The 24,212-nt window shown below is 69.4% G+C and carries 23 protein-coding genes; 10 read left to right on the forward strand and 13 right to left on the reverse strand.

The features are described 5' to 3' along the window. Nucleotides 1-50 precede the first annotated feature (50 nt). A complete protein-coding gene (ogt, locus tag B9N97_RS33240; protein ID WP_085092092.1) occupies nucleotides 51-572 on the forward strand; it encodes a methylated-DNA--[protein]-cysteine S-methyltransferase in 522 nt (173 codons plus the stop codon). A 120-nt stretch (nucleotides 573-692) separates the two neighbouring features. After that, nucleotides 693-974 (forward strand): hypothetical protein, encoded by a 282-nt coding sequence (locus tag B9N97_RS33245; RefSeq protein ID WP_085092093.1) that lies wholly within the window; start codon nucleotides 693-695, stop codon nucleotides 972-974. Nucleotides 975-1,029: 55 nt separating this feature from the next. Here the strand turns inward: B9N97_RS33245 and bdcA are convergent, their stop codons facing one another. Then, complete coding sequence (gene bdcA, locus B9N97_RS33250; protein ID WP_085092094.1) at nucleotides 1,030-1,743, reverse strand: SDR family oxidoreductase; 714 nt, start codon at nucleotides 1,741-1,743, stop codon at nucleotides 1,030-1,032. Nucleotides 1,744-1,891: 148 nt separating this feature from the next. On the opposite strand from bdcA, the gene B9N97_RS33255 reads away from it, so the two are divergent. Then, nucleotides 1,892-2,419 carry a TetR/AcrR family transcriptional regulator gene (locus B9N97_RS33255; RefSeq protein WP_244561070.1) on the forward strand — a complete coding sequence of 176 codons (528 nt, stop codon included), beginning with the start codon at nucleotides 1,892-1,894 and terminating at the stop codon, nucleotides 2,417-2,419. A 24-nt stretch (nucleotides 2,420-2,443) separates the two neighbouring features. Here the strand turns inward: B9N97_RS33255 and B9N97_RS33260 are convergent, their stop codons facing one another. The 4 genes from B9N97_RS33260 to uxaC all read right to left on the reverse strand — a co-directional run bounded on the left by B9N97_RS33260 (nucleotide 2,444) and on the right by uxaC (nucleotide 7,439). After that, nucleotides 2,444-3,364 carry a sugar kinase gene (locus B9N97_RS33260; RefSeq protein ID WP_085092096.1) on the reverse strand — a complete coding sequence of 307 codons (921 nt, stop codon included), beginning with the start codon at nucleotides 3,362-3,364 and terminating at the stop codon, nucleotides 2,444-2,446. 46 nt (nucleotides 3,365-3,410) lie between these two features. Next, nucleotides 3,411-4,388 carry a DMT family transporter gene (locus B9N97_RS33265; protein ID WP_085092097.1) on the reverse strand — a complete coding sequence of 326 codons (978 nt, stop codon included), beginning with the start codon at nucleotides 4,386-4,388 and terminating at the stop codon, nucleotides 3,411-3,413. Between the two features lie 42 nt (nucleotides 4,389-4,430). Then, the gene (locus B9N97_RS33270) at nucleotides 4,431-5,966 is read right to left on the reverse strand and encodes a UxaA family hydrolase (RefSeq protein ID WP_085092098.1); all 1,536 of its coding nucleotides are present in this window, start codon (nucleotides 5,964-5,966) and stop codon (nucleotides 4,431-4,433) included. Nucleotides 5,967-6,038: 72 nt separating this feature from the next. Beyond that, nucleotides 6,039-7,439, reverse strand: coding sequence for a glucuronate isomerase (gene uxaC / locus B9N97_RS33275; RefSeq protein ID WP_085092099.1), 1,401 nt, complete (start codon nucleotides 7,437-7,439; stop codon nucleotides 6,039-6,041). Between the two features lie 298 nt (nucleotides 7,440-7,737). Between uxaC and B9N97_RS33280 the strand changes: the two genes are divergently transcribed. Then, nucleotides 7,738-8,520, forward strand: a complete 783-nt coding sequence (locus tag B9N97_RS33280; protein ID WP_085092356.1) for a GntR family transcriptional regulator — start codon at nucleotides 7,738-7,740, stop codon at nucleotides 8,518-8,520. A gap of 3 nt (nucleotides 8,521-8,523) precedes the next feature. Here B9N97_RS33280 and B9N97_RS33285 read toward each other — a convergent pair whose 3' ends face one another. From B9N97_RS33285 to kduI, 3 genes are read right to left on the reverse strand one after another with little or no spacing between them, the layout of a single operon-like run. Further along, nucleotides 8,524-8,895 (reverse strand): cupin domain-containing protein, encoded by a 372-nt coding sequence (locus B9N97_RS33285; protein ID WP_085092100.1) that lies wholly within the window; start codon nucleotides 8,893-8,895, stop codon nucleotides 8,524-8,526. Nucleotides 8,896-8,953: 58 nt separating this feature from the next. Further along, nucleotides 8,954-9,712, reverse strand: coding sequence for a 2-dehydro-3-deoxy-D-gluconate 5-dehydrogenase KduD (gene kduD / locus B9N97_RS33290; protein WP_085092357.1), 759 nt, complete (start codon nucleotides 9,710-9,712; stop codon nucleotides 8,954-8,956). A gap of 11 nt (nucleotides 9,713-9,723) precedes the next feature. Beyond that, nucleotides 9,724-10,560, reverse strand: coding sequence for a 5-dehydro-4-deoxy-D-glucuronate isomerase (gene kduI / locus B9N97_RS33295; protein ID WP_085092101.1), 837 nt, complete (start codon nucleotides 10,558-10,560; stop codon nucleotides 9,724-9,726). Nucleotides 10,561-10,793: 233 nt separating this feature from the next. Between kduI and B9N97_RS33300 the strand changes: the two genes are divergently transcribed. After that, entirely contained in the window at nucleotides 10,794-11,264 is a 471-nt protein-coding gene (locus tag B9N97_RS33300; RefSeq protein ID WP_085092102.1) for a methylglyoxal synthase, read from the forward strand. A gap of 16 nt (nucleotides 11,265-11,280) precedes the next feature. On the opposite strand, the gene B9N97_RS33305 is transcribed toward B9N97_RS33300, so the two are convergent. Continuing rightward, nucleotides 11,281-12,033, reverse strand: coding sequence for a GntR family transcriptional regulator (locus tag B9N97_RS33305; protein ID WP_085092103.1), 753 nt, complete (start codon nucleotides 12,031-12,033; stop codon nucleotides 11,281-11,283). Between the two features lie 235 nt (nucleotides 12,034-12,268). On the opposite strand from B9N97_RS33305, the gene B9N97_RS36030 reads away from it, so the two are divergent. From B9N97_RS36030 to B9N97_RS33325, 4 genes are read left to right on the forward strand one after another with little or no spacing between them, the layout of a single operon-like run. Further along, the gene (locus B9N97_RS36030; protein ID WP_085092104.1) at nucleotides 12,269-13,549 is read left to right on the forward strand and encodes an NHLP bacteriocin system secretion protein; all 1,281 of its coding nucleotides are present in this window, start codon (nucleotides 12,269-12,271) and stop codon (nucleotides 13,547-13,549) included. Continuing rightward, nucleotides 13,546-15,723, forward strand: a complete 2,178-nt coding sequence (locus B9N97_RS33315) for an NHLP family bacteriocin export ABC transporter peptidase/permease/ATPase subunit (protein WP_244561071.1) — start codon at nucleotides 13,546-13,548, stop codon at nucleotides 15,721-15,723. The genes B9N97_RS36030 and B9N97_RS33315 overlap by 4 nt, the downstream gene beginning before the upstream one ends. A 4-nt stretch (nucleotides 15,724-15,727) precedes the next feature. After that, nucleotides 15,728-18,628, forward strand: a complete 2,901-nt coding sequence (locus B9N97_RS33320) for an NHLP bacteriocin export ABC transporter permease/ATPase subunit (RefSeq protein ID WP_085092106.1) — start codon at nucleotides 15,728-15,730, stop codon at nucleotides 18,626-18,628. An 8-nt stretch (nucleotides 18,629-18,636) separates the two neighbouring features. After that, the gene (locus tag B9N97_RS33325; protein ID WP_085092107.1) at nucleotides 18,637-19,179 is read left to right on the forward strand and encodes a cyclic nucleotide-binding domain-containing protein; all 543 of its coding nucleotides are present in this window, start codon (nucleotides 18,637-18,639) and stop codon (nucleotides 19,177-19,179) included. 30 nt (nucleotides 19,180-19,209) lie between these two features. Here the strand turns inward: B9N97_RS33325 and B9N97_RS33330 are convergent, their stop codons facing one another. From B9N97_RS33330 to B9N97_RS33345, 4 genes are read right to left on the reverse strand one after another with little or no spacing between them, the layout of a single operon-like run. Next, entirely contained in the window at nucleotides 19,210-20,226 is a 1,017-nt protein-coding gene (locus B9N97_RS33330; protein WP_085092108.1) for an ABC transporter substrate-binding protein, read from the reverse strand. Nucleotides 20,227-20,277: 51 nt separating this feature from the next. Beyond that, complete coding sequence (locus B9N97_RS33335; RefSeq protein ID WP_085092109.1) at nucleotides 20,278-21,393, reverse strand: ABC transporter permease; 1,116 nt, start codon at nucleotides 21,391-21,393, stop codon at nucleotides 20,278-20,280. After that, the gene (locus B9N97_RS33340) at nucleotides 21,390-22,262 is read right to left on the reverse strand and encodes an ABC transporter permease (RefSeq protein ID WP_085092110.1); all 873 of its coding nucleotides are present in this window, start codon (nucleotides 22,260-22,262) and stop codon (nucleotides 21,390-21,392) included. Before B9N97_RS33340 ends, B9N97_RS33335 begins: the two co-directional genes overlap by 4 nt. After that, nucleotides 22,252-23,094 carry an ABC transporter ATP-binding protein gene (locus B9N97_RS33345; protein WP_085092111.1) on the reverse strand — a complete coding sequence of 281 codons (843 nt, stop codon included), beginning with the start codon at nucleotides 23,092-23,094 and terminating at the stop codon, nucleotides 22,252-22,254. The genes B9N97_RS33340 and B9N97_RS33345 overlap by 11 nt, the downstream gene beginning before the upstream one ends. A 452-nt stretch (nucleotides 23,095-23,546) precedes the next feature. Here B9N97_RS33345 and B9N97_RS33350 point away from each other — a divergent pair, with 452 nt between their 5' ends. Beyond that, a complete protein-coding gene (locus tag B9N97_RS33350) occupies nucleotides 23,547-24,209 on the forward strand; it encodes a MarC family protein (RefSeq protein ID WP_085092358.1) in 663 nt (220 codons plus the stop codon). Nucleotides 24,210-24,212 lie beyond the last annotated feature (3 nt).

Here is a 24,212-nt window from a genome sequence, read left to right on the forward strand (position 1 = left end):
TGCCTTCAATTTCGGCAGCGCCTTATGCGAGAGGGATAGAGGGTGCCGCCATGTCCGCTCCGTCCAGCCTGCTGATCGACCGCACCGCCACGCCCATCGGCGAGCTGATCGTGGTCGCCGACACCGACGGCGCCCTGCGCGCCATCGACTGGACCGACCATGAGGACCGGCTGCACCGGCTGCTGCGCCTGCACCATCCCGGCGGTTACGAATTGCGGCCGTCCGCCGATCCGGGTGGGCTGAGGCGGGCGATGGATGCCTATTTCGCGGGCGAGCTTGCGGCGATCGACCGGCTGCCCGTACGCACCGGCGGCACGCCGTTCCAGCGCGCGGTATGGGCGGCGCTGCGCGGCATTCCCTGCGGCGGGACCGTCACCTATCGCGAACTGGCGACGCTGGCCGGGCGTCCGGCGGCGGTGCGGGCGGCGGGACATGCCAACGGCGCCAACCCGATCGGCATCGTGGTGCCCTGCCACCGGGTGATCGGCTCCGGCGGGGCGCTGACCGGCTATGGCGGCGGGGTGGAGCGCAAGCGCTGGCTGCTGGCGCATGAAGGCGTAGCCTTGCGGTAGACGCGCGCCCTACCGCTTTTGCGCGGCGCACTTTGCGGCGGCGCTTCGGTTGTTGAAGGGAGAGGCGACGCAGCCGGTCAGCCGGCCGGCGCCGTCACCACGCCAACGAAAGGGAGCGCCATGAGCGACAAGAACGACCAGAACCGGAGCGCAGGCGACAACGAGCGCATGAAGGGCGTGATCGATCAGGCCAAGGACAAGGCATCCGGCGACCTGTCAGGACATGAGCAGGATGCGCGCAAGGACGGTGAGCGGACGAAGCGCGCCGTCGACGCCATGTCCACCGGCAACACGCCGCGGAGCGGCGACGACCCGCAGCACATCACCGGCGACACCATGCAGACGCCGATGCCGGACGAGACCGGCGGCGAAGGCGCGAAGCGGCGGGGCGGCGACAAGTAGGAACGCAAAGGGGGGACGGTCGCCGTCCCCCTTTTTCAATGCCGAACGGCCGTCGTCAGGCGCCGAAGCCGCCGTCGATGGTCTGGAACGAGCCGGTGATCATCCCGGCATGCGGACCGGCGACATAGGCGGTCAGTTCGGCGACCTCGTCGGCATGGATGTAGCGCTTGATGGCCATAAATTCCTTCATGGCGGGCGCCATCGGGCCGTCGGCCGGATTCATGTCGCTGTCGGTCGGACCCGGCTGGATGGCGTTCACGGTGATGCCGCGGTGGCCGAAATCGCGGGCGAGACCGCGCACCATGCTTTGCACCGCGGACTTGGTCATGCCATAGGCGGCCGCTCCGGCGAAGGGCACGCGGTCGCCGTTGACCGACCCGATGACGATGATGCGTCCGCCCTCGTTCATGCGCCGTGCCGCTTCGACCGACGCGTGGTACGGCGCGCGGACATTGATGTCGATCATGCGGTCGACGGCGTCGGGATCGAAGGTCAGCGGATCGCCGATGATCGCCGTGCCGGCATTGACGACCAGCACATCCAGCGCGCCGCGACCCGCCACGGTGGCGATCAGGGCGTCGCGGTCGGCGCTGTCGGTGCGGATGGCCTCGGCGCCGGTTTCCGCGGCAAGCGCCTCGGCCGCATCCTTCGACCCGGCATAGGTGAAGGCGACGGTGCCGCCGGCCTTGGCGAAGCGGCGGACGATGGCCTTGCCGATGCCGCGGCTGCCGCCGAGGACCAGGATCTTGCGGCCGGTGAACTCACCCATGATGCGCTCCTTGAGACAATGTAGTGAGCGCTATATAAATGGCAGCGGGGCGTTTGCGCAAGGAGAAAATATAGTGGTCGCTACAGAATCGTCCGGGTCGCGTGGACGGCGGCGGTCCTTCGATGTGGACGAGGCCGTGGAAACAGCAATGAGGCTGTTCCATGCGCGCGGCTACGACGCCGTCGGCGTCGCCGAGCTGGGGTCGGAACTGGGGATCAAGCCGCCGAGCTTCTATGCCGCCTTCGGCAGCAAGGCCGGGCTGTTCGAGCGGGCGCTTCAGCGCTATGCGGCGGGGGAGGCGAACATCTTCGCCCGCGCGCGGGCAGAGGGCGGCGGCGTGGCCGAGGTGGTCGAGCGCACGCTGCTGCTGGCGGCGCGGCTCTATCCGGAGCGGAACGGGGTGGCGGGCTGCCTCGTGCTCGACGGGGCGCGCAACAGCGCCGACCCGGAAGCCTGCGCGTTGGCCGAAGAGATGAGGAAGGCCGGCGTGGCGGCGCTCCGCGACTTCATCGCCGAAGAGGCGCCGGAGCGGGCCGGCGCACTGGCCGACTTCGTGACGATCGCGATGCGGGGAATGTCGGCGGCGGCGCGCGACGGCGCCGACGAGGCGGCGCTCACCAGCTTCGCGCAGATGGCGAGCCGCGCCTTCCGCCGCGAACTGGCGGCGGAAGGGTGATCTGGAAGCCAAAAAAACCTTGGTTCAGGCCGGCATCGCCTTGCGCGGGATGATGGCGCCGCGGTGTTGGATGACGGCGGCAGCCAGCCGGTGGGCGGCGCGGGCGGCGTCGGCCGGCCCCTCGCCGCGCAGGCGGGCTGCGAGATAGCCGGCGCTGAAGCTGTCGCCAGCCGCCGTGGTGTCCACCACGGTGGCGACCTTCAGCGCGGGAACCTCGACGGCATTACCGTCCTGGAACACGACGCAGCCGGGCTGTTCCAGCTTCAGCACGATCTCGGAGACGCCGGCATCGCGCACGCGGGCCAGCACGGCGTCGGCATCGGCATCGCCATAGAGGTCGCGCAGGTCGGTGACGCCGGGCAGCGCGATATCGGTCAGCCGCAGCATGCGGTCGAAGGCGGCGCGGGCGGTCTCGAGGTCCGGCCACAGGCGCGGGCGCCAGTTGGTGTCGAAGGCGACCTTGCCGCCGCGCGCGCGGACCCGCTGCAGCACCTCGAACAGCCGCTCGCGGCCCTGCTCGCCCAGGATGGCGATGCTGATGCCGGAGAGGTAGACGACGCCGTAGCCCTCCAGCGCTGCGCACAGCTCCGGCGTCTGGGGCAGGGCGAACAGCTCGCGCGCCGGAGCATTGTCGCGCCAGTAGAGGAAGCGGCGCTCGCCGCTGGAGTCGGTCTCGATCAGGTAGAGGCCGGGCAGGCGGTTCGGCACGCGCAGGACGTGGCCGGTGCCCACGCCTTCGGCGGCCCAGGCGGCGATCATGTCCTCGCTGATGCTGTCGTCGCCGAGAGCGGTGACATAGTCGACCGGCGTGCCCAGACGCGCCAGATAGACCGCGGTGTTCAGCGTGTCGCCGCCGAAGCCCATGGTCAGCGACCCGTCCGGCCGCCGGAACATCTCGATCATGCATTCGCCGAGCGCGGCGACGCGGTTGGGCGTGTCGGTCATGCTTCTTCTCCGCAAGCCGGGGGATGCCCCGGCAAATCCATATTTTTCATGCCGCCGCGGGGCGGTTCTGGCGCGCCCGCATCCGTTCGCGGTGCGCGGTGTAGAGGCCGCTGGCGATGATCACGCCGGTGCCGACGAAGGTCCAATGGTCGGGAACCGCGCCGAAGACGAGGAATCCCAGCGCGGTGGACCAGATCAGCTGCACATAGGTGAAGGGCGCCAGCACCGATGCCTCACCCTGGCGGTAGGCCAGGATCAGCAGCCATTGCGACAGGGTGTAGACCAGCCCGATGAAGACCCCCAGCAGCATCTCCCACGGCGTCGGCCATGCCGCGTGCAGGGGAAGCAGCGCCGTCAGAACGATCAGGCCGGTGAGCGCGCTCCACACCAAGGTGGTCAGCGGGTTCTCCTGCACCGTCATCTTGCGCGTCGCGACCAGACCCAGGGCCCAGCTGAAGGCGGTCAGGATCGGCAGCAGCGAGGCCGGCTGGAACCCCTCCGCACCCGGCCGGATGACGATGATGACGCCGGCCAGCCCGACCAGCAGCGCCGCCCAGCGGCGGACGCCGACCTTCTCGGCTAACAGCAGGATCGACAGCACGGTGACGAAGACGGGGGAGACGAAGCTGATCGCCGCCGCCTCGGCCAGCGGCAGATGCTGCATCGCCATGATGAAGAACAGCGCCGAGCCCAGCATGCCCAGCCCGCGCACCACCTGAAGCCCCGGCCGCGTCGTCTTCAGCACCCGGAGCGAGCCGCCGCGCAGCGCCAGCGGCATCACCAGCGCGGTGAAGACGACATAGCGCATCCAGGCGATCTCGGCCGGCGGCAGGGTCCGGGCGAGATATTTCGCAGTGGCGTCGGAGCAGGACAGGCAGGCCACCGCCAGCACCACCAGCAGGATCGCCCGCATCGGCTCCGTGCCCTTGGACGCCGACCCGGTGGGCTGGATCGGGGTCTGAGGCGCGTTGACCGGCGAAGGGCCGGTGTCGGCATCGGTGCGGTGTAGGGAACTGTCGGGCATGGCGCCGGCTCGTCTACGGTTATCGGTAAGGGGGCGGACCCCTTACATAACCGCTCCCATCTGCCAAGGAGCAAATTCATCGGCGCCGACGCCGAGTTCCTCGCTCTTGGTCTTACGGCCCGACGCGGTGTCGAGCACCAGTTGGAAGATCGCGCGGCCGACCTCCTCGATGGTGGCGTCGCCGGTGGCGATGGCGCCGCAATCGATGTCCATGTCGTCCGGCATCCGGCGGAACAGCGTGCTGTTGGTCGCCAGCTTCAGGCTGGGCGTCGGCTTGCAGCCGAAGACCGAGCCGCGGCCGGTGGTGAAGCACAGCACGTTGGCGCCGCCCGCTACCTGACCGGTCGCCGACACCGGGTCGTAGCCGGGGGTGTCCATGAAGACGAAGCCCTTGTCGGTGATCGGCTCGGCATAGCGGTAGACCGCGGTCATCGGGGTGGTGCCGCCCTTGGCGACCGCGCCCAGCGACTTTTCCAGGATGGTGGTCAGGCCGCCCTTCTTGTTGCCGGGCGACGGGTTGTTGTTCATCTCGCCGCCGGTGCGGCTGGTGTAGTCCTCCCACCAGCCGATGCGCTCGACCAGCGCCTCGCCCACCTCGCGGCGGACGGCGCGGCGGGTCAGCAGATGCTCGGCGCCATAGACCTCCGGCGTCTCGCTCAGCACGGCGGTGCCGCCGTTGCGGACCAGCAGGTCGACGGCATAGCCCAGCGCCGGGTTGGCGGTGATGCCCGAATAGCCGTCGGAGCCGCCGCACTGCAGCGCCAGCGTCAGGTGGCTGGCCGGCAGGGTCTGGCGGGTGACGTCGTTGATCTCCGGCAGCAGCGCCTCGATCCGGCGGATGCCCTCGCGGGCAGCCGCCGCCGTACCACCCATATCCTGGATGCCGATGGGGATGACGCGGGCGCCCTCCTCAAGACCGGTGGCCTCCATCAGCTTGTCGATCTGGTTCACCTCGCAGCCGAGACCCAGCAGGATCACCGCCGCGAAGTTCGGGTGGCGGGCATAGCCGGCGATGGTCCGGCGCAGCGTGTCCATCACCTCGCCGCTGCCGGCCATGCCGCAGCCGTAGCCGTGGGTCAGCGCCACGACGCCGTCGATGTTGGGATAGGCGGCGAGCGCGGGGCCGCGGAAATGGTCGGCGATCATCCGCGCCGCGGTGGCGGAGCAGTTCACCGAGGTCAGCACGCCGATGTAGTTGCGGGTGGCGACGCGGCCGTCCGGGCGCAGGATGCCCTGGAAGGTGGCGCGCTCGGCCTCCGGGATCATTTCCACCGGGTGGACGTCGGCACCGAAGGCGTAATCGCGTTCGAAGTCGCTGCCCATGCCCATGTTGTGGACGTGGACATGGTCGCCCGGCTGGATCGCCGCGGTGGCGAAGCCGATGACCTGATTGTACTTGCGCACCGGCTCGCCCAGAGCGATGGCGCGCACCGCGACCTTGTGCCCGGCCGGCACCGGCCCGGTGGTCGCGACGCCAGAGCCCTCTGCGGAACCGGGCAGGGTGATGCCGGGCTCCAGGTCGGCGCCGGCGACGACGACGTTGTCGGCGGGGTGCAGGCGGATGGTCAGCGATGCCATGGGAAGATGTCCTTGAGGAGACGTGATCCTTCCTCTCCCCCGCGCGGGCGGGGGAGAGGAAGGTTCAGCCGATCACAGCTTGTAGGCGTTCTTGGCGAGGCGGTAGGCGAGGTCGACGGCCAACTCCGCGGCTTCGTCCTCGGCCAGCCGGTGTTCGGCGACCAGACGGGCGAGGAAGCTGCAATCGACGCGGCGCGACACGTCGTGGCGGGCCGGGATCGAGCAGAAGGCGCGGGTGTCGTCGTTGAAGCCCACCGTGTTGTAGAAGCCGGCCGTCTCCGTGATCATCTCGCGGTAGCGGCGCATGCCCTCGGGGCTGTCGTGGAACCACCAAGCCGGGCCGACGCGCAGTGCCGGGTAATGGCCGGCCAGCGGCGCCAGCTCTCGGGCGTAGCTGTCCTCGTCCAGCGTGAACAGGATGATGGTCAGGTCGCGCTCGTTGCCGAAGCGGTCGAGCAGCGGCTTCAGCGCCCGCACATACTCGGTGCCGCTCGGGATGTCGGCGCCCTTGTCGCGGCCAAAGCGCTGGAACACGAGGTCGTTGTGGTTGCGGAAAGACCCGGGGTGGATCTGCATCACCAGCCCGTCCTCCAGGCTCATCCGCGCCATTTCGGTCAGCATCTGGGCGCGGAACAGCTCGGCCTCATTGGCAGTGGCGCCGCCGCGACGGACGATGTCGAACAGCTTCTCGGCTTCCCCGCGGGCCAGATCGGCGGTCGCCGCCGTGGGGTGGCCGTGGTCGGTCGAGGTGGCGCCATAGCTCTTGAAATAGAGGCGGCGGTCGGCGAGCGCGGCGAGATAGCCGTCCCAGGTGGCGGTGTCCTTGCCGGTGATGCGGCCCAGCTCGGCGAGGTTCTCGCGGAAGCCCTCGAACTCGGGATCGACGACCGGGTCGGGACGGAAGGCGGTGATGACCCGGCCCTTCCAGCCGCTCTCGCGGATCGCCTTGTGGTGCACCAGCGGGTCGAGCGGCGATTCGGTGGTCGCCAGCACTTCGAGGTTGAAGCGCTCGAACAGGGCGCGCGGGCGGAACTCCGGCTTGCGCAGGCAGTCCTCGATCTGGTCGTAGATGCGGTCGGCGCTGGCGGCGCTCAGACGCTCGGTGACGCCGAAGACGGTCTCGAAGGCGTGGGTCAGCCACATCGAGGTCGGCGTGCCGCGGAACAGGTGCCAGTTGCTGGCCAGCAGCCGCCAGATGGCGCGCGAATCGGTCGAGGTCTCGCCGCCGTCCTTGCGCGGAACACCCAGCTGCTCCAGCGGAATTCCCTGGCTGTAGAGCATGCGGAATGCATAATGATCGGGCTTGACGAACAGGCTGGCCGGATCGGGAAACGCCTCGTCCTTCGCGAACCAGGACGGATCGGTGTGGCCGTGCGGGCTGACGATCGGCAGGGCGGCGACTTCGCCATACAGGCGGCGCGCGATGTCGCGTTGCGTCGGGTCGCTCGGGAAAAGACGGTCGGGGTGAAGCATCGGAAGCCTCTACGCTGCATGAGAGGGACAAAAGCAGGGTGGGGAAAAGGCGGGGTCCGTGCGGGGGACCGTCCCTACCGGCTGGTCGTATAATATTAATATATCAGATTAGATTGCAAGCCCAATCGTTCCCGTTCCGCGGCATCGGCACCGGTGCGGCCTGCGCCCAGTCGCCGCACCCGATCCTGTTGGGAGATCGGCGATGGATTTGACCTTGGTGAAGGGGGGCGGGTAGATTGACGGGTATGACGAACATCCCACGGGTGGCGGCGCGCCGCCCGGTTACATGCCTGCCGGAATGGAGCCATCGGTGAAGAAGGTCGCGACGACAGAGGATGAAGGCGGCCTGGTCTCCGCAACCGTGCGCCGTGCGGCGGCCCCGGCCGCGGCGGTCCGTCCGCCGCGCCGCGCCGCGACCGTGGCGTCGCGCATCTACCGCGATCTGCGGGCGGAGATCGTCTCGCTGAAGCGCAAGCCCGGCGACGCCATCGCCGAGAAGCAGATCGCCGAGGCCTATGGCGTCAGCCGCACGCCGGTGCGCGAGGCGGTGCTGAAGCTGGCCGATGAAGGGCTGATCGAGATTTTCCCGCAGTCCGGCACCTTCGTGTCGCGCATCCCGCTGGATGCCCTGCCGGAGGCCTTCGCCATCCGCAAGGCTCTGGAGGAGGCGACGGTGCGCTATGCGGCGGCGCGGGCCAGCCGCAGCCAGATCGCGGCGCTCCGCGCCAATCTGGAACTGCAGCGGGAGATGCAGGAGACCGCCAACTATGAAGGTTTCCATCAGGCCGACGAGGCGTTCCACGCGCTGATCGCGGACATCGCCGGCTATCCCGGTTTTTGGACGCTGATCCAGCAGACCAAGGTGCAGATCGACCGCTACCGCCTGCTGACCCTGCCGGTGCGCGGCCGCATCGCCGAGGTGATCGCCGAGCATGCGGCCATCGTCGAGGCGGTGGCGGCCAACGATCCCGCGGCCGCCATCAAGGCGCTCGACGACCATCTGGACGACCTGCAGATCTCGGTCGCCGACATCCGGCGCGACTATCCGCGCTATTTCACGGCGCCGGGCGATCCGGCCTAGAACTTACTTGGCGTCGGCTTCCGCGGCGTAGGCCACCGGCTCGCCCAGGAAGTCCTCGCGGATCGGCGTGAAGATGTCGAGCAGCACGCCCGGCTCCAGCGCCACCACGCCATGCAGCACGTTGGACGGCACCATATAGCCGTCGCCGGCAGTCAGGCGCTGCGTGCGGCCGTCGATGGTGACGTCGAAGGATCCCTTCTCCACCACGGCGCACTGGACATGGGGATGGCGATGCTGCGCGCCGATGGCGCCGGCCTCGAACTCCACCCGCACCATCATCATCGTGTCGTTGTAGCCGAGAATCTTGCGGCGCACGCCGTCGCCCAGATCCTGCCACGGGATGTCGCCAGCGGTCACGAACACGTCTGTGGTCATCTCTCCCCTCTCCCTGCCGGTCTCCCCTCTCCGGCGGGGAGAGGGGCGTTGTTGCGGATCAGCGCGCCAGCCAGCCGCCGTCGACCGGCAGGATGGTGCCGTGGACATAGTCGGAGGCGTCCGACGCCAGGAACACCGCCGGGCCGGCCATGTCGGCCGGCACGCTCCAGCGCCCGGCCGGGATGCGGGCCAGGATCTCGGCGTTGCGCTTCTCGTCGGCGCGCAGAGCCGTGGTGTTGTTGGTCTCGACATAGCCCGGCGCGATGGCGTTCACGTTGATGCCCTTGCCTGCCCATTCACAGGCCAGCAGCTTGGTGATGCCGGCGACGCCGCTCTTGGAGGCCGTGTAGGACGGCACCCGGATGCCGCCCTGGAAGGACAGCATCGACGCGATGTTGATGATCTTGCCCTTCGCGTTCCGGCCCATGATGTGGCGGCCGAAGGCCTGGCAGAGGAAGAAGGTCGACTTGACGTTGACGGTCATCACCTCGTCCCAGTCGGCTTCGGTGAAGTCGATGGAATCGGCCCGGCGGATAATGCCGGCGTTGTTGACGAGGATGTCGAGCTTGCCCAACCCGGCGACCGCCTCCTCCATGATGCGGGGGATCGGCTCGATGCTGGTGAAGTCGGCGGAAATCGAGACGAAGCGGCGGCCGGCGGCCTCCACCATCGCCTGCGTCTCGACCGGCGGGGTGCGGCCGGCCACCGCGACGTCGGCGCCGGCCTGGGCCAGCGCCACGGCGATGGCCTGACCGATGCCGGTGTTGGCGCCGGTGACCAGAGCCGTTTTGCCGGAAAGATCGAACGGGGTCGTCATGGCGGCCATCCTCAGCGCAGGCGGTCCATGGCGACGAAGTCCATGTCCGTGAAGTCCTGGTTGTCGCCGCCCATCGCCCAGATGAAGGTGTAGTTGCGGGTGCCGACGCCGGAATGGATCGACCAGGGCGGGGAGATCACCGCCTGCTCGTTGGCGACCACGATGTGGCGGGTCTGCTCCGGCTCGCCCATCAGGTGGATGACGCGCGCCTCTTCCGGCAGGTCGAAGTAGAAATAGACCTCGCAGCGCCGGTCATGGGTGTGGCACGGCATCGTGTTCCACATGTTGTTCGGCTTCAGCACCGTCATGCCCAGCACCAGCTGCGCGGTGCGGACCACGTCGGGGTGGATCATCTGGTAGATGGTGCGCTCGTTCGACTGGGCCGGGTCGCCGAGATGCACGGCCTTGGCCTGACCGATCGAGATCTTCATCGTCTCGAACCGGGCATGGGCGGGGGTGCTGTTCAGGTAGAACTTGGCCGGCTCGCGGCGGTCCAGGCTCTCGAACGTGACGTCCGTGCTGCCCATCGCGACATAGAGCGCGTCGCGCGGCGCCAGTTCATAGACGGCACCGTCGACGGTGACGCGGCCGGCGCCGCCGACATTGACCACGCCCAGCTCGCGCCGGTCGAGGAAGTTGGGCGAGCCGATCTCCTTGGAGGACTCCAGCTTCACCGGGCCGGCAACCGGCATGGCGCCGCCGACCACGAAACGGTCGATGTGGCTGTAGGTGAAGACGGTCTCGTCGGCCTCGAAGATGGTCGGAACCAGGAAATGGTCGCGCAGCGTCTCGGTGTCGTAACCGCGGACGGCATCGGGGTGGGAGGCGTGCCGGACGGAGATTTTCATGGGGTGGGTCCTTTCAAATCTGTGCAGCCGGCTGTCCGGCGGGTCTGGCGCAATCATACTAATATACTAGTAAGCAGGGCAAGGATTAATGATGGAATTCCGGACATTTCATCAGGCGGAGGGTGCGGCAAAGTTGCTTTGAACGGCCGAACCGTGGCGGGGCGGCGGACCCGCGTTGCGCTGGCGGACGGGGTAATATATTAGTGTATGGTCCCCGTCCGGAGTGTCCGTCAATGACCACCCAGCACTCTGGCCAACGCTCTGGCCAGCAGCCCCGCAAGCGCATCGCCCTCGTCGCCCACGACGCCCGCAAGGCGGACCTCATCGCCTGGATCGGCGCCAACATCGCGGCGCTGGACGGCCACGCCTATTGGGCGACCGGAACCACCGGCCAGAAGGTGCGCGACGCCCATCCCGGCCTGGACGTGACCCCGCTGAAGAGCGGCCCGCTGGGCGGCGACCAGCAGATCGGCGCGATGATCGCGGAGGGGCGGATCGACCTGCTGGTCTTCTTCGTCGATCCGATGACCGCCCAGCCGCACGATGTGGATGTGAAGGCGCTGACCCGGCTGGCGACGCTCTACAACATCCCGATGGCCTGCAACGAGGCGACGGCCGACATGATCGTCTCCTCGCCCCATTTCGCCGGCGGCTACACGCCGCGCGCCGCCTGCTTCACGGAGTACGAGACGCGCAAACTGTGAGCGCGTCCCGCCATCCTCAGGCGGTGAAATACTGCGGATAGGTCCGCTGGACGTCGCCGATGCCCAGCTGCAGGTCGGTCAGGTGGTGGCGCAACTCGCCCACCGCGCGGTCGGGGTCGCGGGCGGCGACCGCCTCGACGATGGCGCTGTGTTCACCCAGCGCCTTGTCCATCCTGCCGGCCGCCGGCAGGGTCAGGTGGCGGTAGCGGTCGACCTGCCGCTTCACCTGCTGGGTCACCGCCCAGAAGCCGGGATAGCCGGAGATCTCCGCCAGCAGCGCGTGGAACGCCTCGTCGGCATCGTGGAAGCCGTCGAGATTGCCGGCCTCCTTCATCTCGCGCTGCAGTTCCAGGTTGGCGCGCAGGCGGGCGATCTGGCTGCCGGTCGCCTGTTCGGCGGCGTAGCGCACCGTCGCCTCCTCCAGCGCGCGGCGGATGGCGATGGCCTCCGGCAGGGCGCTGATCGGAATGCGGGCGACGAAGGTGCCGGACTGCGGGAACACCTCCACCAGCCCTTCGTCGGCAAGCTTCAGCATCGCCTCGCGCACCGGCGTGCGGCTCACGCCATAGGCCTCCGCCACCTCCTTCTCGATCACCGGCTCGCCCGGCTTGCGGCGCAGCGAGACGATGTCGTCGCGCAGGTCGCGGTAGATGGTGCCCGACACGGTGGCGCCGCGGTGGGCGGGCCTTGCGGTGGCGCTGGCGGGCCGGCGACGGCGGCGGCGCGCCGGTGCGGCCACCAGATTCGAATCGCCCGCGTTGGAAGTCATTGTCGTCCCGATCCTGTCCTTCGGCCTGACGCCGCGGTTACTAATATATCGCTGCGCTTCCATAGGCGAAAAGCCTTTTGCCGCCGGAAATTCATGGCCGTCCGGTGACAGTTCCTGTGACAGCGTGGGAGGCGCGGTTCAGCAGGGTTGCAATGGCCACGCTGCTTGTTTCACTCTCCACAACCTACCCATTCGTACACCCACCTTTGCACCGCCCATTGCGAGCCCGATCCGCATGACCGCAGCGCCGACCACCCCCTCGCCGTCGGAAAGGCTGTTCCGCAAGGCGGCGCTCGACCGGCTGTCGTCGCCGGAGGAGCTGGACCGGCTGGTCACGCTGACTACGCCGCGCGGCTGGCTGGCATTGGCCGCGCTGCTGGGGCTGCTGGCACTGGCGCTGGTTTGGGCGGTGGTGGGGACCATCCCGACGCGGGTGATCGGCTCCGGACTGCTGGTCAGCAGCGGCGGCCGGGTGTTCGACGCGGTCGCCAGCGCGTCCGGCGCGCTGGTGGCGCCGCTGGTGAAGCCCGGCGACACTGTGACCGCTGGCCAGCTGTTGGCCCGCGTCGACAAGGCGGAGCTTGAACAGACGCTCGACCACGCGCGGGCGGTGGTGAGGGAGCGGGAGCAGGATCTGGCGCGCCGCACCAATCAGCTGGAGCGCGAGGCGCAGGCCCGCCGCGCCAATTTCGCCGCCCGCCGCGCTGCCCTGCGGCAGGTGGTGGCCGCCGCGGAGACGCGCGTGCAGTTCCTCGACACCCTGCTGCGCGGGCAGGAGGACATCGCCAGCCGCGGCTTCACCACCCGCCAGCGGGTGGAGGACACCCGGCAGGAGCTGGCCGCCGCCCGCCAGAAGGTCAGCGACGCCAAGAGCCAGCTTCTGCAGATCGACACCGAGGAACTGGACATGGCCAGCCGGGCCGAGCAGACGCTGACGGAGGGGCGCGACCGCGTCGCCGACGCCCGCCGGCGGGTGGACGAACTGGCCCTGCAGTTGGAGCAGGACACCCGGATCCTCAGCCCGACCGACGGGCGCGTCACCGAATGGAAGGTGGCGGAGGGGGCGCGCGTGGCGGCCGGCACCCCGGTGGTCAGCATCGAAAGCGGATCGCGCGGCCTGCAACTGGTGCTCTATGTCCCGCCGGAGCACGGCAAGAAGCTGAAGCCCGGCATGGATGTCCGCATCGCGCCGTCGACGGTGCGCAAGGAGGAATACGGCACGCTGGTCGGCCGGGTCGCCGAGGTGTCGGACTTCCCCTCCACCCCGCAGGGCATGCTGGCGGTGCTGCAGAACGACCGGCTGGTGACGCAGTTCTCCGCCAAGGGGCCGCCGTTTGCCGTGCGCGTCGATCTGGTGCCGGAGGCCGGAACGCCGTCCGGCTACCGCTGGTCGTCCGGCGGCGGGCCGGCGATGACCATCACCAGCGGCACGCTGGCCGAGGGCGAGGTGACGGTGCGCGAACAGCCGCCGATGGCCTTCGTCATCCCGGCCCTGCGCAAGGCGACCGGCCTGTGAGCGCAAAGCAGCCGGTTCGCCGTCAGAGCAGAGTCCGCACGCCCACCCTGCTGCAGATGGAGGCGGTGGAGTGCGGCGCCGCCTCGCTCGGTATCGTACTGGCTTATTTCGGCCGCTGGGTGCCGCTGGAGGAGCTGCGCGTCGCCTGCGGCGTCTCGCGCGACGGCAGCAAGGCCAGCAACCTGCTGCGCGCCGCCCGGCGCTACGGCCTGACCGCCAAGGGCTTCAAGAAGGAGCCGGACGCGCTGGCCGACATGCCCTGGCCGCTGATCGTCCATTGGAACTTCAACCATTATCTGGTCTTCGAAGGTTTCAAGGGCGATCACGCCTATCTGAACGATCCGGTCACCGGCCCGCGCCGCGTCACCCGCGCCGAGTTCTCCGAGGCCTTCACCGGCGTGGCGCTGGCCTTCGAGACCGGGCCGGAGTTCGTCGCCGGTGAGAGGCCGCCAAGCCTTGCCGGCATGCTCGGGCGGCAGTTGAAGCGGTCGCGCGCCGCGGTGGGATTCGCGCTGGCCGCCAGTCTGGCGCTGGTGCTGCCGGGCATCGCCCTGCCGGCCTTCACCAAGGCCTTCGTCGACGAGGTGCTGATCGGCGGTCAGCGCAGCTGGCTGGCGCCGCTGCTGCTGGGCATGGGCGCCACGGCGCTGCTGCGGGCGGCGCTGACGGCGCTGCAGCAGTCGGCCCTGCTGAAGCTGGAGACCAAATTCGCCCTGGTGATGGCCAGCCGCTATGTCTGGCGGCTGCTGCAGCTTCCGGTGCCGTTCTTCGGGCAGCGCCATCCCGGCGACATCGCCGGCCGTGTCGCCGCCAACGACCGGGTGGCGCGGCTGTTGTCGGGGGAGATGGCGACGGCGGCGATGAGCCTGCTGACGGTGGTCTTCTTCGGGCTGGTCATGCTGACCTACGACGTGGCGCTGGCGGCGGTGACCATCCTGCTGGTGCTGGGCAATGTGCTGTTCCTGCGCGGCGCCTCGCGCGGGCGGGAGGATGCCGGGCGGCGCCTGCTGTCGGAACAGGCCAAGCTGGGGGCCGTCACCATCGGCAGCATCCAGGCGATCGAAACGCTGAAATCGGCCGGGCTGGAGGGGCAGGCGTTCGAGCGCTGGGCCGGCTATCAGGCGCGGCTGTTGTCGGTGCGCCAGACGCTGGGGGTGCATTCGGCGATGCTGACGGTGGCGCCGGCCTTCCTCAACGCGCTGGGCACGGCGGCGATCCTGGGGCTGGGCGCGGTGCGGGTGATGGACGGCGCGCTGACCGTCGGCGCGCTGGTGGCGTTCCAGAGCCTAGCCGCCAGCTTCTCCGAGCCGGTCGCCAAGCTGGTCGGCATGGGCGGGACGCTGCAGCGGGTGAAGGCCGACCTGCAGCGGCTGAACGACACGCTGGACCATGCGCCGGACCCGCAGTCCGGCCTCGCCGCCGAGGGGGCGGAGGTTGCAGAGGGGCCGGCGCGGCTGAGCGGGGCGGTGGAACTGGTGGATGTCTCCTTCGGCTACAGCGTGCTCGACCCGCCGCTGATCGAGGGGCTGTCGCTGGTGCTGGCGCCGGGGATGCGGGTGGCGCTGGTCGGCGGGTCGGGCAGCGGGAAATCCACCGTCGGCCGGCTGATCTGCGGCCTCGTCCAGCCCTGGTCGGGGCAGATCCTGTTCGACGGGCGTCCGCCGGCGGAGATCCCGGTGGGGCTGCGCGCCGCCTCCATCGCCTATGTCGATCAGGACGTCTTCCTGTTCGACGGGTCGGTGCGCGACAACCTGACCCTGTGGGACCGCACGGTGCCGGAAGCGGCGCTGACCCGCGCGCTGGAGGACGCCGCCATCCTGGGAGAGGTCGCCGGGCGCCAGGGCCAGCTCGACGCGCCGGTCGCCGAAGGCGGCGTGAATTTGAGCGGCGGCCAGCGCCAGCGGCTGGAGATCGCCCGCGCCCTGACCGCCGACCCCTCGATCCTGGTGCTGGACGAGGCGACGGCGGCGCTGGACGTGGCGACGGAGAAGCTGATCGACGACAATCTGCGGCGGCGCGGCTGCACCTGCATCATCATCGCCCACCGGCTGAGCACGATCCGCGACTGCGACGAGATCATCGTGCTGAACCAGGGGCGGGTGGTGGAGCGCGGCAGCCACGAGGATCTTCTGGCGCGCGGCGGCGAGTATGCCTCGCTGATCGCGGCGGGGTGAGGCGATGGACGTTCTGGACAGCCCCGCGACCCTGCAGGCCCCCATTCTCGTGGAGGGCGGCAACCACCGGCCGCTGACGCTGGACGACCCGCGGCTGGGCTGGCGGGTGGAGGACGGCTATGTCGACCTGTTCCACCTCGCGGGCAACAGCGGCCGGCGCCGCCACCTGTTCCGGGCGGAAACCGGGGCGCTGCTGTTCGGGGTCGGCGCGCATGATGGTGCGACGCTGGTCGCGGTCGGGTCCATCGGCTCGCGCCTCAGCGGGGTGGAGCGGGAGGCGCTGGCCGGGGCGGAGGATTTCCTGCCCCATGCAGAGGCCTGGGTCCTGCGCCTGACCGATGCCGCGACCGGCGGCGAGGCGGTCTGGCCTGACCGGGTGGCGGAACCGGGCGAGCGCTCGCTCGGTGCCGGTGAGCGGCTGCACGCCGACCCGCGCCGGCCGCTGTGGCTGACGGTGACGGAGGGGCAGGCGGCATGGCTGGGCGCACCGGCGACAGTGGCAGGAGAGCCGCCGCTGCCGATGGTCGACCGCGCCTGGATTGAAAGCGCTGGCGGAGCCGCCGTTGCGGTGACCGAGGCTTGGCCCGACGCTGCCACGCTGTGGCCGGCCTTCGACCGTTTCCATGCGCTGGCGCTCGACCGCATCGGCGGGCGCATCGCCGCCCAGGCCGACAGCGAGGTGAAGCGCGCCCAGCGCAGCCGGGACTCGGCGAAGGACTCGCTGGCCCAGGCGTTGGGCGGCCTGTCCGACCTCGTCGACGGGCCGGCCTCCGCGACCGCCATGGCCCCGGCGGCGGACCCGCTGTCGGCTGCCCTGGCCGCGCTGATGGCGCAGATGGGGCTGGAGGAGCCGCTTCCCCGCATCGATGCCGCCGGCAAGCCTGCCTCGGAAACGCTGGACCTGATGCTGGCCGCGGCGCGCCTGCGCGGGCGCAAGGTCATCCTGCGCGACGGCTGGTGGCGGGGCGAAGGGGCGCCGATGCTCGGCTGGCTGGAGGAAGGCAGGGTGCCGGTGGCGCTGCTGCCCACCCCGGCCGGCTTCGACATGCTGGATGGCGGCGGACGGCGCCGCGTGACGCAGGAAGTCGCCGACCTGCTGGCGGCGGAGGCGCTGCACCTCTACCGCCCGCTGCCGGCCCATGCGCTGGGTGCGGCGGAGGCGATCCGCTTTCCCCTGCGCGGCCTGGGCGGCGACGGGATGCGGCTGGGGCTGAGCGGGCTGGCGGCGGCGGTGTTGGGGCTGCTGGTGCCGGTCGCCACCGGCTTCCTGTTCGACAGTGCCATCCCGCGCGCCGATACCGGGCAGCTGGTCTTCATCATCGCCGGACTGGTCGCCGCCGCCATCGGCAGTGCGGCCTTCGACATCGTCAAGGTGATGGCGGTGCTGCGGCTGGAAAGCCGGATCGACGGGGTGATGCAGGCGGCCTTCATCGACCGGCTGTTCGCATTGCCGGTGGGCTTCTTCCGCCGCTACACCGCCGGCGACCTCGCCGACCGGGCGCTGGGGTTGCAGACGGTGCGCGAGATCCTGGCGGCCAGCACGGTGACCGGCCTGCTGGGCGCGCTGTTCGGGTCGATCAGCCTGGGGCTGCTGGCGGTCTATGACTGGCGCCTCGCCCTGATCGCGACCGCGCTGGCGCTGCTGTCGGCGCTGGTGACCGGGGCGCTGTCCTATGGCCAGTTGCGGCACGAGCGGGAGCATATCCGCCGTCAGGGCCGCTTGGACGGGCTGGTGCTGCAGCTGATCGTCGGCATCGGCAAGCTGCGCGTCGCCGGGGCGGAGCCGCGGGCGATGGCGGAATGGGCGCGCGGATTCTCGGCTCAGAAGTCGCGCGCGGTGGCCGCCCAACGCTACGGCAACGCGCTGGAGACCTTCCACGCCGCCTTCCCGACGCTGGCGACCATCGCGGTGTTCCTGGCGGTGGCGCTGCTGATGGAATCGGATGCCAAGCAGCAGGCCTTGCAGGCGCTCGCCGCCACGCCGGGCGAGGCGCCTCCGGCCCCCTTCTCCACCGGCAGTTTCCTGGCCTTCATCACCGCCTTCGGCCAGCTGCTGGCGGCGCTGACCGAGATGGCGCACGCCCTGACCAAGAGCCTGACCGTCCTGCCGCTGCTGGAGCGCGCCCGGCCGATCCTGGACACCGCGCCCGAGGTGCCGGCCGGCCGCGACGCGCCGGGCGAACTGCAGGGCGGCATCACCTTGAGCCGCGTCGGCTTCCGCTATGCCCCCGATGCGCCGCCGGTGCTGCACGACCTCAGCCTGTCGATCGAACCGGGGGAGTTCGTCGCCATCGTCGGGGCGTCGGGCAGCGGCAAATCCACGGTGATGCGCCTGCTGCTGGGCTTCGAGCGGCCGGATCAGGGGGAGGTGTTCTTCGACGGGCGCGCCGCCGAACGGCTCGACCTCGCCGCCGTGCGCCGGCAGATCGGCGTGGTCTTGCAGAACGGCCGCATCACCTCGGGCAGCCTGTTCCGGAACATCGTCGGCACCGCGCCGCTGGGGCTGGACGATGCGTGGCACGCGGCGCGGCTGGTCGGGCTGGACCGCGACATCGAACAGATGCCGATGGGCATGCACACGGTGCTGATGGACGGCGGCGGCACCCTGTCGGGCGGCCAGCGCCAGCGGCTGATGATCGCCCGCGCCCTGGTGCATCGCCCGCGCGTCCTGCTGCTGGACGAGGCGACCAGCGCGCTCGACAACCGCACCCAGGCGGTGGTGACGGCGTCGCTCGCCAAGCTCAGCGTCACCCGCGTGGTGATCGCCCACCGCCTCAGCACCATCCGCGACGTCGACCGCATCCTGGTGCTGGAGGCCGGGCGGCTGGTGCAGTCCGGGCGGTACGAGGATCTGATGGCGGTGGACGGGCCGTTCCGGACGCTGGCCAGCCGGCAGTTGCTTTAGGGGGAACGATGCGTAAGGTCCTGTATATTCTGGGAAACCTCAGCGACGAGGACATCGAGTGGATGGCTCGCGCCGGCCGGCGGCTCGATCTGGCCGGCGGGCAGGTGCTGGTGCGCCAGGGGGAGGCGTCGGACTCGCTGTTCATTGTGCTGGAGGGGCACGCCACCGTCGATGTCGCCGGGGTCGGCACCGTCGCGCGGCTGGGCAGCGGCGAGGTGGTCGGCGAGGTGTCCTTCGTCGATTCTGCCCCGCCCTCGGCCACCGTGTCGGCGGATGGGCGCTGCATCGTTCTGGCGCTGGCGAAGCGGGAGATCGAAGCGCGGCTGCGCAGTGACGGCGGCTTCGCCGGGCGCTTCTACAAGGCCCTGGCGATCTTCCTGGCCGACCGCCTGCGCGGCACGGTTGACCGGCTGAAATACGGCAAGGGCCAGACGATGGATGCCGGCCGGATCATGGAGGACGAGCTGGACGAGGGGCTGCTCGATCAGGTCTCGCTCGCCGGCGCGCGGTTCGAGCGGATGTTGCGGACGCTGATGGCGGCGCGGGGATAGGGGGCGCGGGAAGCGCCCCCATCCTGCTTCTTACAGCTTCGCCGCCGCGTCGAACACCGCGTGGCTGTAGGCGCCTTCCGGCTTCTTCGAGATGACCGGGGTGGAGGCGCCCGACATCAGGATGTCGACCGTGCGGTTGAAGTCGGCCGGGTCGAGATAGCCGGTGCCCTTGGCGCCGCCGTCGATCAGCTTGGCGACCTCCTGCATCATGGTGGTCTGGTGTTCCTCGGTCTGGGCGCCGGTGGTGTCGTTCTCCAGAACGATCTTCACCGCCTCCGCCTGGTTCTTGGCGGCGTATTCCCAGCCCTTGGCCGACGCCTTCACGAACTTGGCCAGCTTCTCGACCGTCTTCGGATCGGACAGCGCCTTTTCCGTGGCGTAGAGGCCGTCTTCCAGCGTCGCCACGCCCTGGTCCTGGTACTTGAAGACGGTCAGTTCGTCGGCCTTCATCCCGGCTTCGATCAGCTGCCAATATTCGTTGTAGGTCATGGTGGAGATGCAGCTGGCCTGCTTCTGCAGCAGCGGATCGACGTTGAAGCCCTGCTTCAGGACCTTGACGTCCGGGCTGGAGCCGGAGGTGGAGTAGCCCAGCTTGCTCATCCAGGACAGGAAGGGATATTCGTTGCCGGAGAACCAGACGCCCAGCGTGTGGCCCTTGAAGTCCTTCGGGTCCTTGATGTTGGCGTCCTTGCGGCAGGTCAGCATCATGCCGGACTTCTGGAACATCTGGGCGATGTTGACCAGCGGCACGCCCTTTTCCCGGCTGGCGAGCGCAGACGGCATCCAGTCGACGATCACGTCGGCGCCGCCGGCGGCGATGACCTGGGTCGGGTTGATGTCGGGGCCGCCGGCCTTGATGGTGACGTCCAGCCCGGCGTCCTTGTAGAAGCCCTTGGCCGCCGCGACGTAATAGCCGGCGAACTGGGCCTGGGTGACCCATTTCAGCTGCAGCGTCAGCGGATCGGCGGCGGCGGCCGGCGCCCCCCAGCCGGCGAGGCCGGTGAGCGCGGTGGCGGCGAGCAGGACGGCGGAGGCAAGGGTCTTCATCGCGTTCGATCCTCTTCTGGCTGGAGTTTGTTTTGGCTTGAAGAAAGGCGGTCAGCGTTTGCGCAAAGACGGGTGCCAGGCGGTGACATGCCGCTCCGCCAGCGCCAATGCGCCGTAGAGCAGCGATCCGGTCAGGGCGGCGACGGCGATGGTCGCCCACACGATGTCCAGATTCATCCGGGCGACCTGGGTGGAGATGCGGAAGCCCATCCCCACCACCGGCGTCCCGAAGAACTCGGCGACGATGGCCCCGATCAAGGCCAAGGTCGAGTTGATCTTCAGTCCGTTGAACAAAAAGGGCAAGGCGCAGGGAAGCCGCAGCATCGCCAGCGTGCGCCAATAGCCGGCGCCGTAGGACCGCATCAGGTCGAGCTGGATGCGTTCGGCGCTTTGCAGCCCGGCCAGCGTGTTGATGAGCATCGGGAAAAAGGTCATCACCACGATGACGGCGGCCTTGGACTGCCAGTCGAAGCCGAACCACATCACCATGATCGGCGCGATGCCCACCACCGGCACGGCGCTGGCGAGGTTGCCGAGCGGCAGCAGCCCGCGCGCCAGGAAGGGCACCCGGTCGGCCAGAATCGCCACGAGGAAGCCGGCGCCGCAGCCGATCAGGTAGCCGCGCAGGACCGAGATCAGCACCGTCTGGCGGAAATCGTCCCACAGGTCGGCGGCGTTGGCGACGAAGGCGGTTGCCACGAGGCTTGGCGGCGGCAGCAGGATGATCGGCACCTGGAAGCCGCGGGTCAGGATCTCCCACAGCATGACCAGCGCCAGCCCGAACAGGGCGGGACCGGTCAGCCGGACCGGGCCGCTGGTTCCCGCCAGGAGCGCCAGCACGCGCCACAGCAGCAGCGTGGCGCCCGCCACGTAGATCCACAGTCCGCCGGCCTGGGCGAGGGCGTGGCCTTGGTTCAACAGAACCAGCGGGGCGGCATAGGCGGAGGCGACTCCGGCAAGCAGGAGAATGGCCTCGCCCAGCGCGGAGCCGGGCAGGCGGCGGGCGAGGATCGTCGCGACGGTCAGGGCGAAGAGGGCCAGCGCCGCCGGTATCTGCGGCAGATACAGGGCGGTGCCGTCGAACGTGGCGAAGGGCAGCAGCGGGGCGGCCAGCATCACCAGCGGCCACGGGGACATGGTGGGGTGCGCCATGGCGGGGCGGTTCATCGCGCACCTCCGCGGGCACCCGGCACCAGCGCCCGCTCGGCGAGGCCGACGGCGGCGACCAGCGTGACGCTCAGCAAGGCGGCCATCACCAGGGCGCTCCAGATCTGCACGGTCTGGCCATAGTAGGAGCCGGACAGCAGCCGGGCGCCCAACCCCGCCTGTCCGCCGGTCGGCAGCTCCGCCACGATGGCGCCGACGACGCTGGCGGCGACCGCGATCTTCAGGCTGGTGAACAGGTAGGGCAGGGAGGCCGGCAGGCGCAGCAGGCGGAAGGTCTGGGCGGTGCCGGCGCTGTAGGTGCGCATCAGGTCCAGCGTCAGCGGATCGGCGGAGCGCAGCCCCTTCACCATGCCGATGGTGATCGGGAAAAAGCAGAGATAGGCGGCGATGATCGCCTTGGGCAGCAGGCCGGTGAAGCCCAGGTTGCCGAGGATCACCACGATCATCGGCGCGATCGCCAGGATCGGCACGGTCTGGGAGGCGATGACCCAGGGCAGAAGGCTCGATTCCAGCGTGCGCGCCTGGACGATCCCCGCCGCCAGCGCCACCCCCAGCACCACCCCCATGCCGAAGCCGGCCAGCGCCGCCCCGGCGGTGACGCCGGTGTGGTAGAGCAGGTTGCGGATGCTGGTCACCGGATAGCCGGTCAGGGAGTTGTAGAGGTCCAGCGCCACCTGATCCGGCGTCGGCAGGATCGGGCGCTTCATCGCCAGCGTGGCGCGGATCAGGTCGGCGGTCGTCCAGCCCTGGCCGGCGCGGTTCAGCGCATCCGTCGCCATCGGCGCGTTCAGCCAGACCGCACCGGCGTACCACAGCACCAGCACCGCCAGCGCCATCACGGCGACGGGCAGCGTGTGTTTAGTCGTCATAGCTGTGGCCCTCCATCAGCCCTTCGCGGACGCGGTGGGCGATGCGCTGGAACTCAGGGCTTTCGCGGATGTCGAGCGTGCGTTCGCGCGGCAGGTCGCGGTCGCAGTCGATGACGTCGAGGATGCGGCCGGGGCGCGGGCTCATCACCACGATGCGGGTGGAGAGGAACACCGCCTCGGCGATGGAGTGCGTAACAAAGATGCAGGTCTTGCGGGTGCTCAGCCACAGGCGGGTGAGCTGCAAATTCAGATGGTCACGGGTGATCTCGTCGAGCGCTCCGAACGGCTCGTCCATCAACAACAGGTCCGGATTGAAGGCGAGCGCGCGGGCGATGGACACCCGCTGCTGCATGCCGCCGGACAGCTGCCAGGGGAATTTGCGCTCGAAGCCCGACAGGCCGACGAGGTCCAGCTGCTCGCGGGCGCGCTGCTGCCGGTCGGCCTTGGGCATTCCCATGATTTCCAGCGGCAGCATGACGTTGCGCTCCACCGTCCGCCACGGGTAGAGCGCCGGGGCCTGGAAGACATAGCCATAGGCGCGCTTCAGACGTGCCTGTTCCGGCGTCATGCCGTTGACCGTCACCTCGCCGGAGGTCGGCTGTTCGAGGTCGGCGACGACGCGCATCAGCGTGGTCTTGCCGCAGCCGCTGGGACCGATCAGCGAGATGAAATCGCCCTTGGCAATCGACAGGCTGACGTCGCTCAGCGCATAGACCGGATGATCGGCGGCCTGATAGGTCAGGGTCAGGTTGCGGATGTCGACGATGGTGCGCGGTGCCGTGTCTGCGGCCGGCGGAACCAGAGTGAGCGGTGCGGGCTGGGCGGCTGGCACGGCGGTCGTCCCTTCGCGTTGTCGTCTGTCGCAGGGGACGGGAGCAAGAAGCGGACCAGATGGGGCGGGGGTGGGGAGGTTGGCAAGTAGTAGTTTGATTTCACGAAGAGAAAACTTGTCCGTTGGGACAGGAACTGACGGGATGGACAGTGGTCCGGTGGGTGTGCTTTGCGAGGAGCGCACAATTTTCGGGCTGAGGCTGTATCGGTGGTGAATTTTCGGGCAGGAGATATGCCCTCTCCCGCCCCGGGAGAGGGAGGGACCCGCCGAAGGCGGGAGGGTGAGGGGCAATCCGGACATGGATTCCTGATCCTTGGATCACCCCTCACCCTTCCCAAGCTTCGCTTGGGCCCCTTCCCTCTCCCGGGGCGGGAGAGGGTAATCAAACCACCCTTGCCAGTCCTGCCCAGTCCCCGCTAACTGTTCAGACAGCCGACAAACGCTTGGATGCCATGTTCGACAGTTTCCTACTCGCCTTCACCGCCCTGTTCTCCATCGTCAATCCGCTGGCGATGGCGCTGATTTTCAGTCAGGTGACGGCGGACAGCAGTCCGCGCGACCGGGCGCGGCTGGCCGGGCTGGTCAGCGTCTATTCGGCCATCGTCATGCTGACCGCGCTGTGGGCGGGTGCCTATGTGTTGAACTTCTTCGGCGTGTCGATGGCGGCGCTGCGGATCGCCGGCGGCTTCGTGGTGGCCGAACGGGCCTGGGCGCTGCTGTCGGCGCCGGAACGGCACGAGGCGCGCAAGCAGGAACAGGCCGCGCCCACCAGCGACAACGACCAGTTGGCGGAATCGGCCTTCTTCCCGATGACGATCCCCTTCACCACCGGGCCGGGCACCATTTCGGTCGCCATCGCGTTGGGATCCACCCGCCCGACACGCGGGGCCGGCGGGCTGATGGAGTTCTTCATCGGCATGTCGGGGGCGGCGCTGGCAATCGCTGCCCTGGTCTGGCTGTCCTACCGCTCCGCCGACCGCATCGTCGCCTTCCTGGGTCCGACGCGGGTGCGGGTGCTGACGCGGCTGTTCGCCTTCCTGCTGTTCTGCGTCGGCGTCCAGATCCTGTTGACCGGTGTTCTGGACGCCTTCCCGCTGCTGTCGAAGCAGGGCTGAGGC

The sequence above is a fragment of the Azospirillum oryzae genome (genome assembly GCF_900177515.1).
Taxonomy (GTDB): domain Bacteria; phylum Pseudomonadota; class Alphaproteobacteria; order Azospirillales; family Azospirillaceae; genus Azospirillum; species Azospirillum oryzae_A.

Excerpts from the sequence above, each read along its gene's own strand:
- ogt (WP_085092092.1), top strand. The coding sequence starts at position 51 with ATGTCCGCTCCGTCCAGCCTGCTGATCGACCGCACCGCCACGCCCATC.
- B9N97_RS33245 (WP_085092093.1), top strand. The coding sequence starts at position 693 with ATGAGCGACAAGAACGACCAGAACCGGAGCGCAGGCGACAACGAGCGC.
- bdcA (WP_085092094.1), bottom strand. The coding sequence starts at position 1,743 with ATGGGTGAGTTCACCGGCCGCAAGATCCTGGTCCTCGGCGGCAGCCGC.
- B9N97_RS33255 (WP_244561070.1), top strand. The coding sequence starts at position 1,892 with ATGAGGCTGTTCCATGCGCGCGGCTACGACGCCGTCGGCGTCGCCGAG.
- B9N97_RS33260 (WP_085092096.1), bottom strand. The coding sequence starts at position 3,364 with ATGACCGACACGCCCAACCGCGTCGCCGCGCTCGGCGAATGCATGATC.
- B9N97_RS33265 (WP_085092097.1), bottom strand. The coding sequence starts at position 4,388 with ATGCCCGACAGTTCCCTACACCGCACCGATGCCGACACCGGCCCTTCG.
- B9N97_RS33270 (WP_085092098.1), bottom strand. The coding sequence starts at position 5,966 with ATGGCATCGCTGACCATCCGCCTGCACCCCGCCGACAACGTCGTCGTC.
- uxaC (WP_085092099.1), bottom strand. The coding sequence starts at position 7,439 with ATGCTTCACCCCGACCGTCTTTTCCCGAGCGACCCGACGCAACGCGAC.
- B9N97_RS33280 (WP_085092356.1), top strand. The coding sequence starts at position 7,738 with ATGGAGCCATCGGTGAAGAAGGTCGCGACGACAGAGGATGAAGGCGGC.
- B9N97_RS33285 (WP_085092100.1), bottom strand. The coding sequence starts at position 8,895 with ATGACCACAGACGTGTTCGTGACCGCTGGCGACATCCCGTGGCAGGAT.
- kduD (WP_085092357.1), bottom strand. The coding sequence starts at position 9,712 with ATGACGACCCCGTTCGATCTTTCCGGCAAAACGGCTCTGGTCACCGGC.
- kduI (WP_085092101.1), bottom strand. The coding sequence starts at position 10,560 with ATGAAAATCTCCGTCCGGCACGCCTCCCACCCCGATGCCGTCCGCGGT.
- B9N97_RS33300 (WP_085092102.1), top strand. The coding sequence starts at position 10,794 with ATGACCACCCAGCACTCTGGCCAACGCTCTGGCCAGCAGCCCCGCAAG.
- B9N97_RS33305 (WP_085092103.1), bottom strand. The coding sequence starts at position 12,033 with ATGACTTCCAACGCGGGCGATTCGAATCTGGTGGCCGCACCGGCGCGC.
- B9N97_RS36030 (WP_085092104.1), top strand. The coding sequence starts at position 12,269 with ATGACCGCAGCGCCGACCACCCCCTCGCCGTCGGAAAGGCTGTTCCGC.
- B9N97_RS33320 (WP_085092106.1), top strand. The coding sequence starts at position 15,728 with ATGGACGTTCTGGACAGCCCCGCGACCCTGCAGGCCCCCATTCTCGTG.
- B9N97_RS33325 (WP_085092107.1), top strand. The coding sequence starts at position 18,637 with ATGCGTAAGGTCCTGTATATTCTGGGAAACCTCAGCGACGAGGACATC.
- B9N97_RS33330 (WP_085092108.1), bottom strand. The coding sequence starts at position 20,226 with ATGAAGACCCTTGCCTCCGCCGTCCTGCTCGCCGCCACCGCGCTCACC.
- B9N97_RS33335 (WP_085092109.1), bottom strand. The coding sequence starts at position 21,393 with ATGAACCGCCCCGCCATGGCGCACCCCACCATGTCCCCGTGGCCGCTG.
- B9N97_RS33340 (WP_085092110.1), bottom strand. The coding sequence starts at position 22,262 with ATGACGACTAAACACACGCTGCCCGTCGCCGTGATGGCGCTGGCGGTG.
- B9N97_RS33350 (WP_085092358.1), top strand. The coding sequence starts at position 23,547 with ATGTTCGACAGTTTCCTACTCGCCTTCACCGCCCTGTTCTCCATCGTC.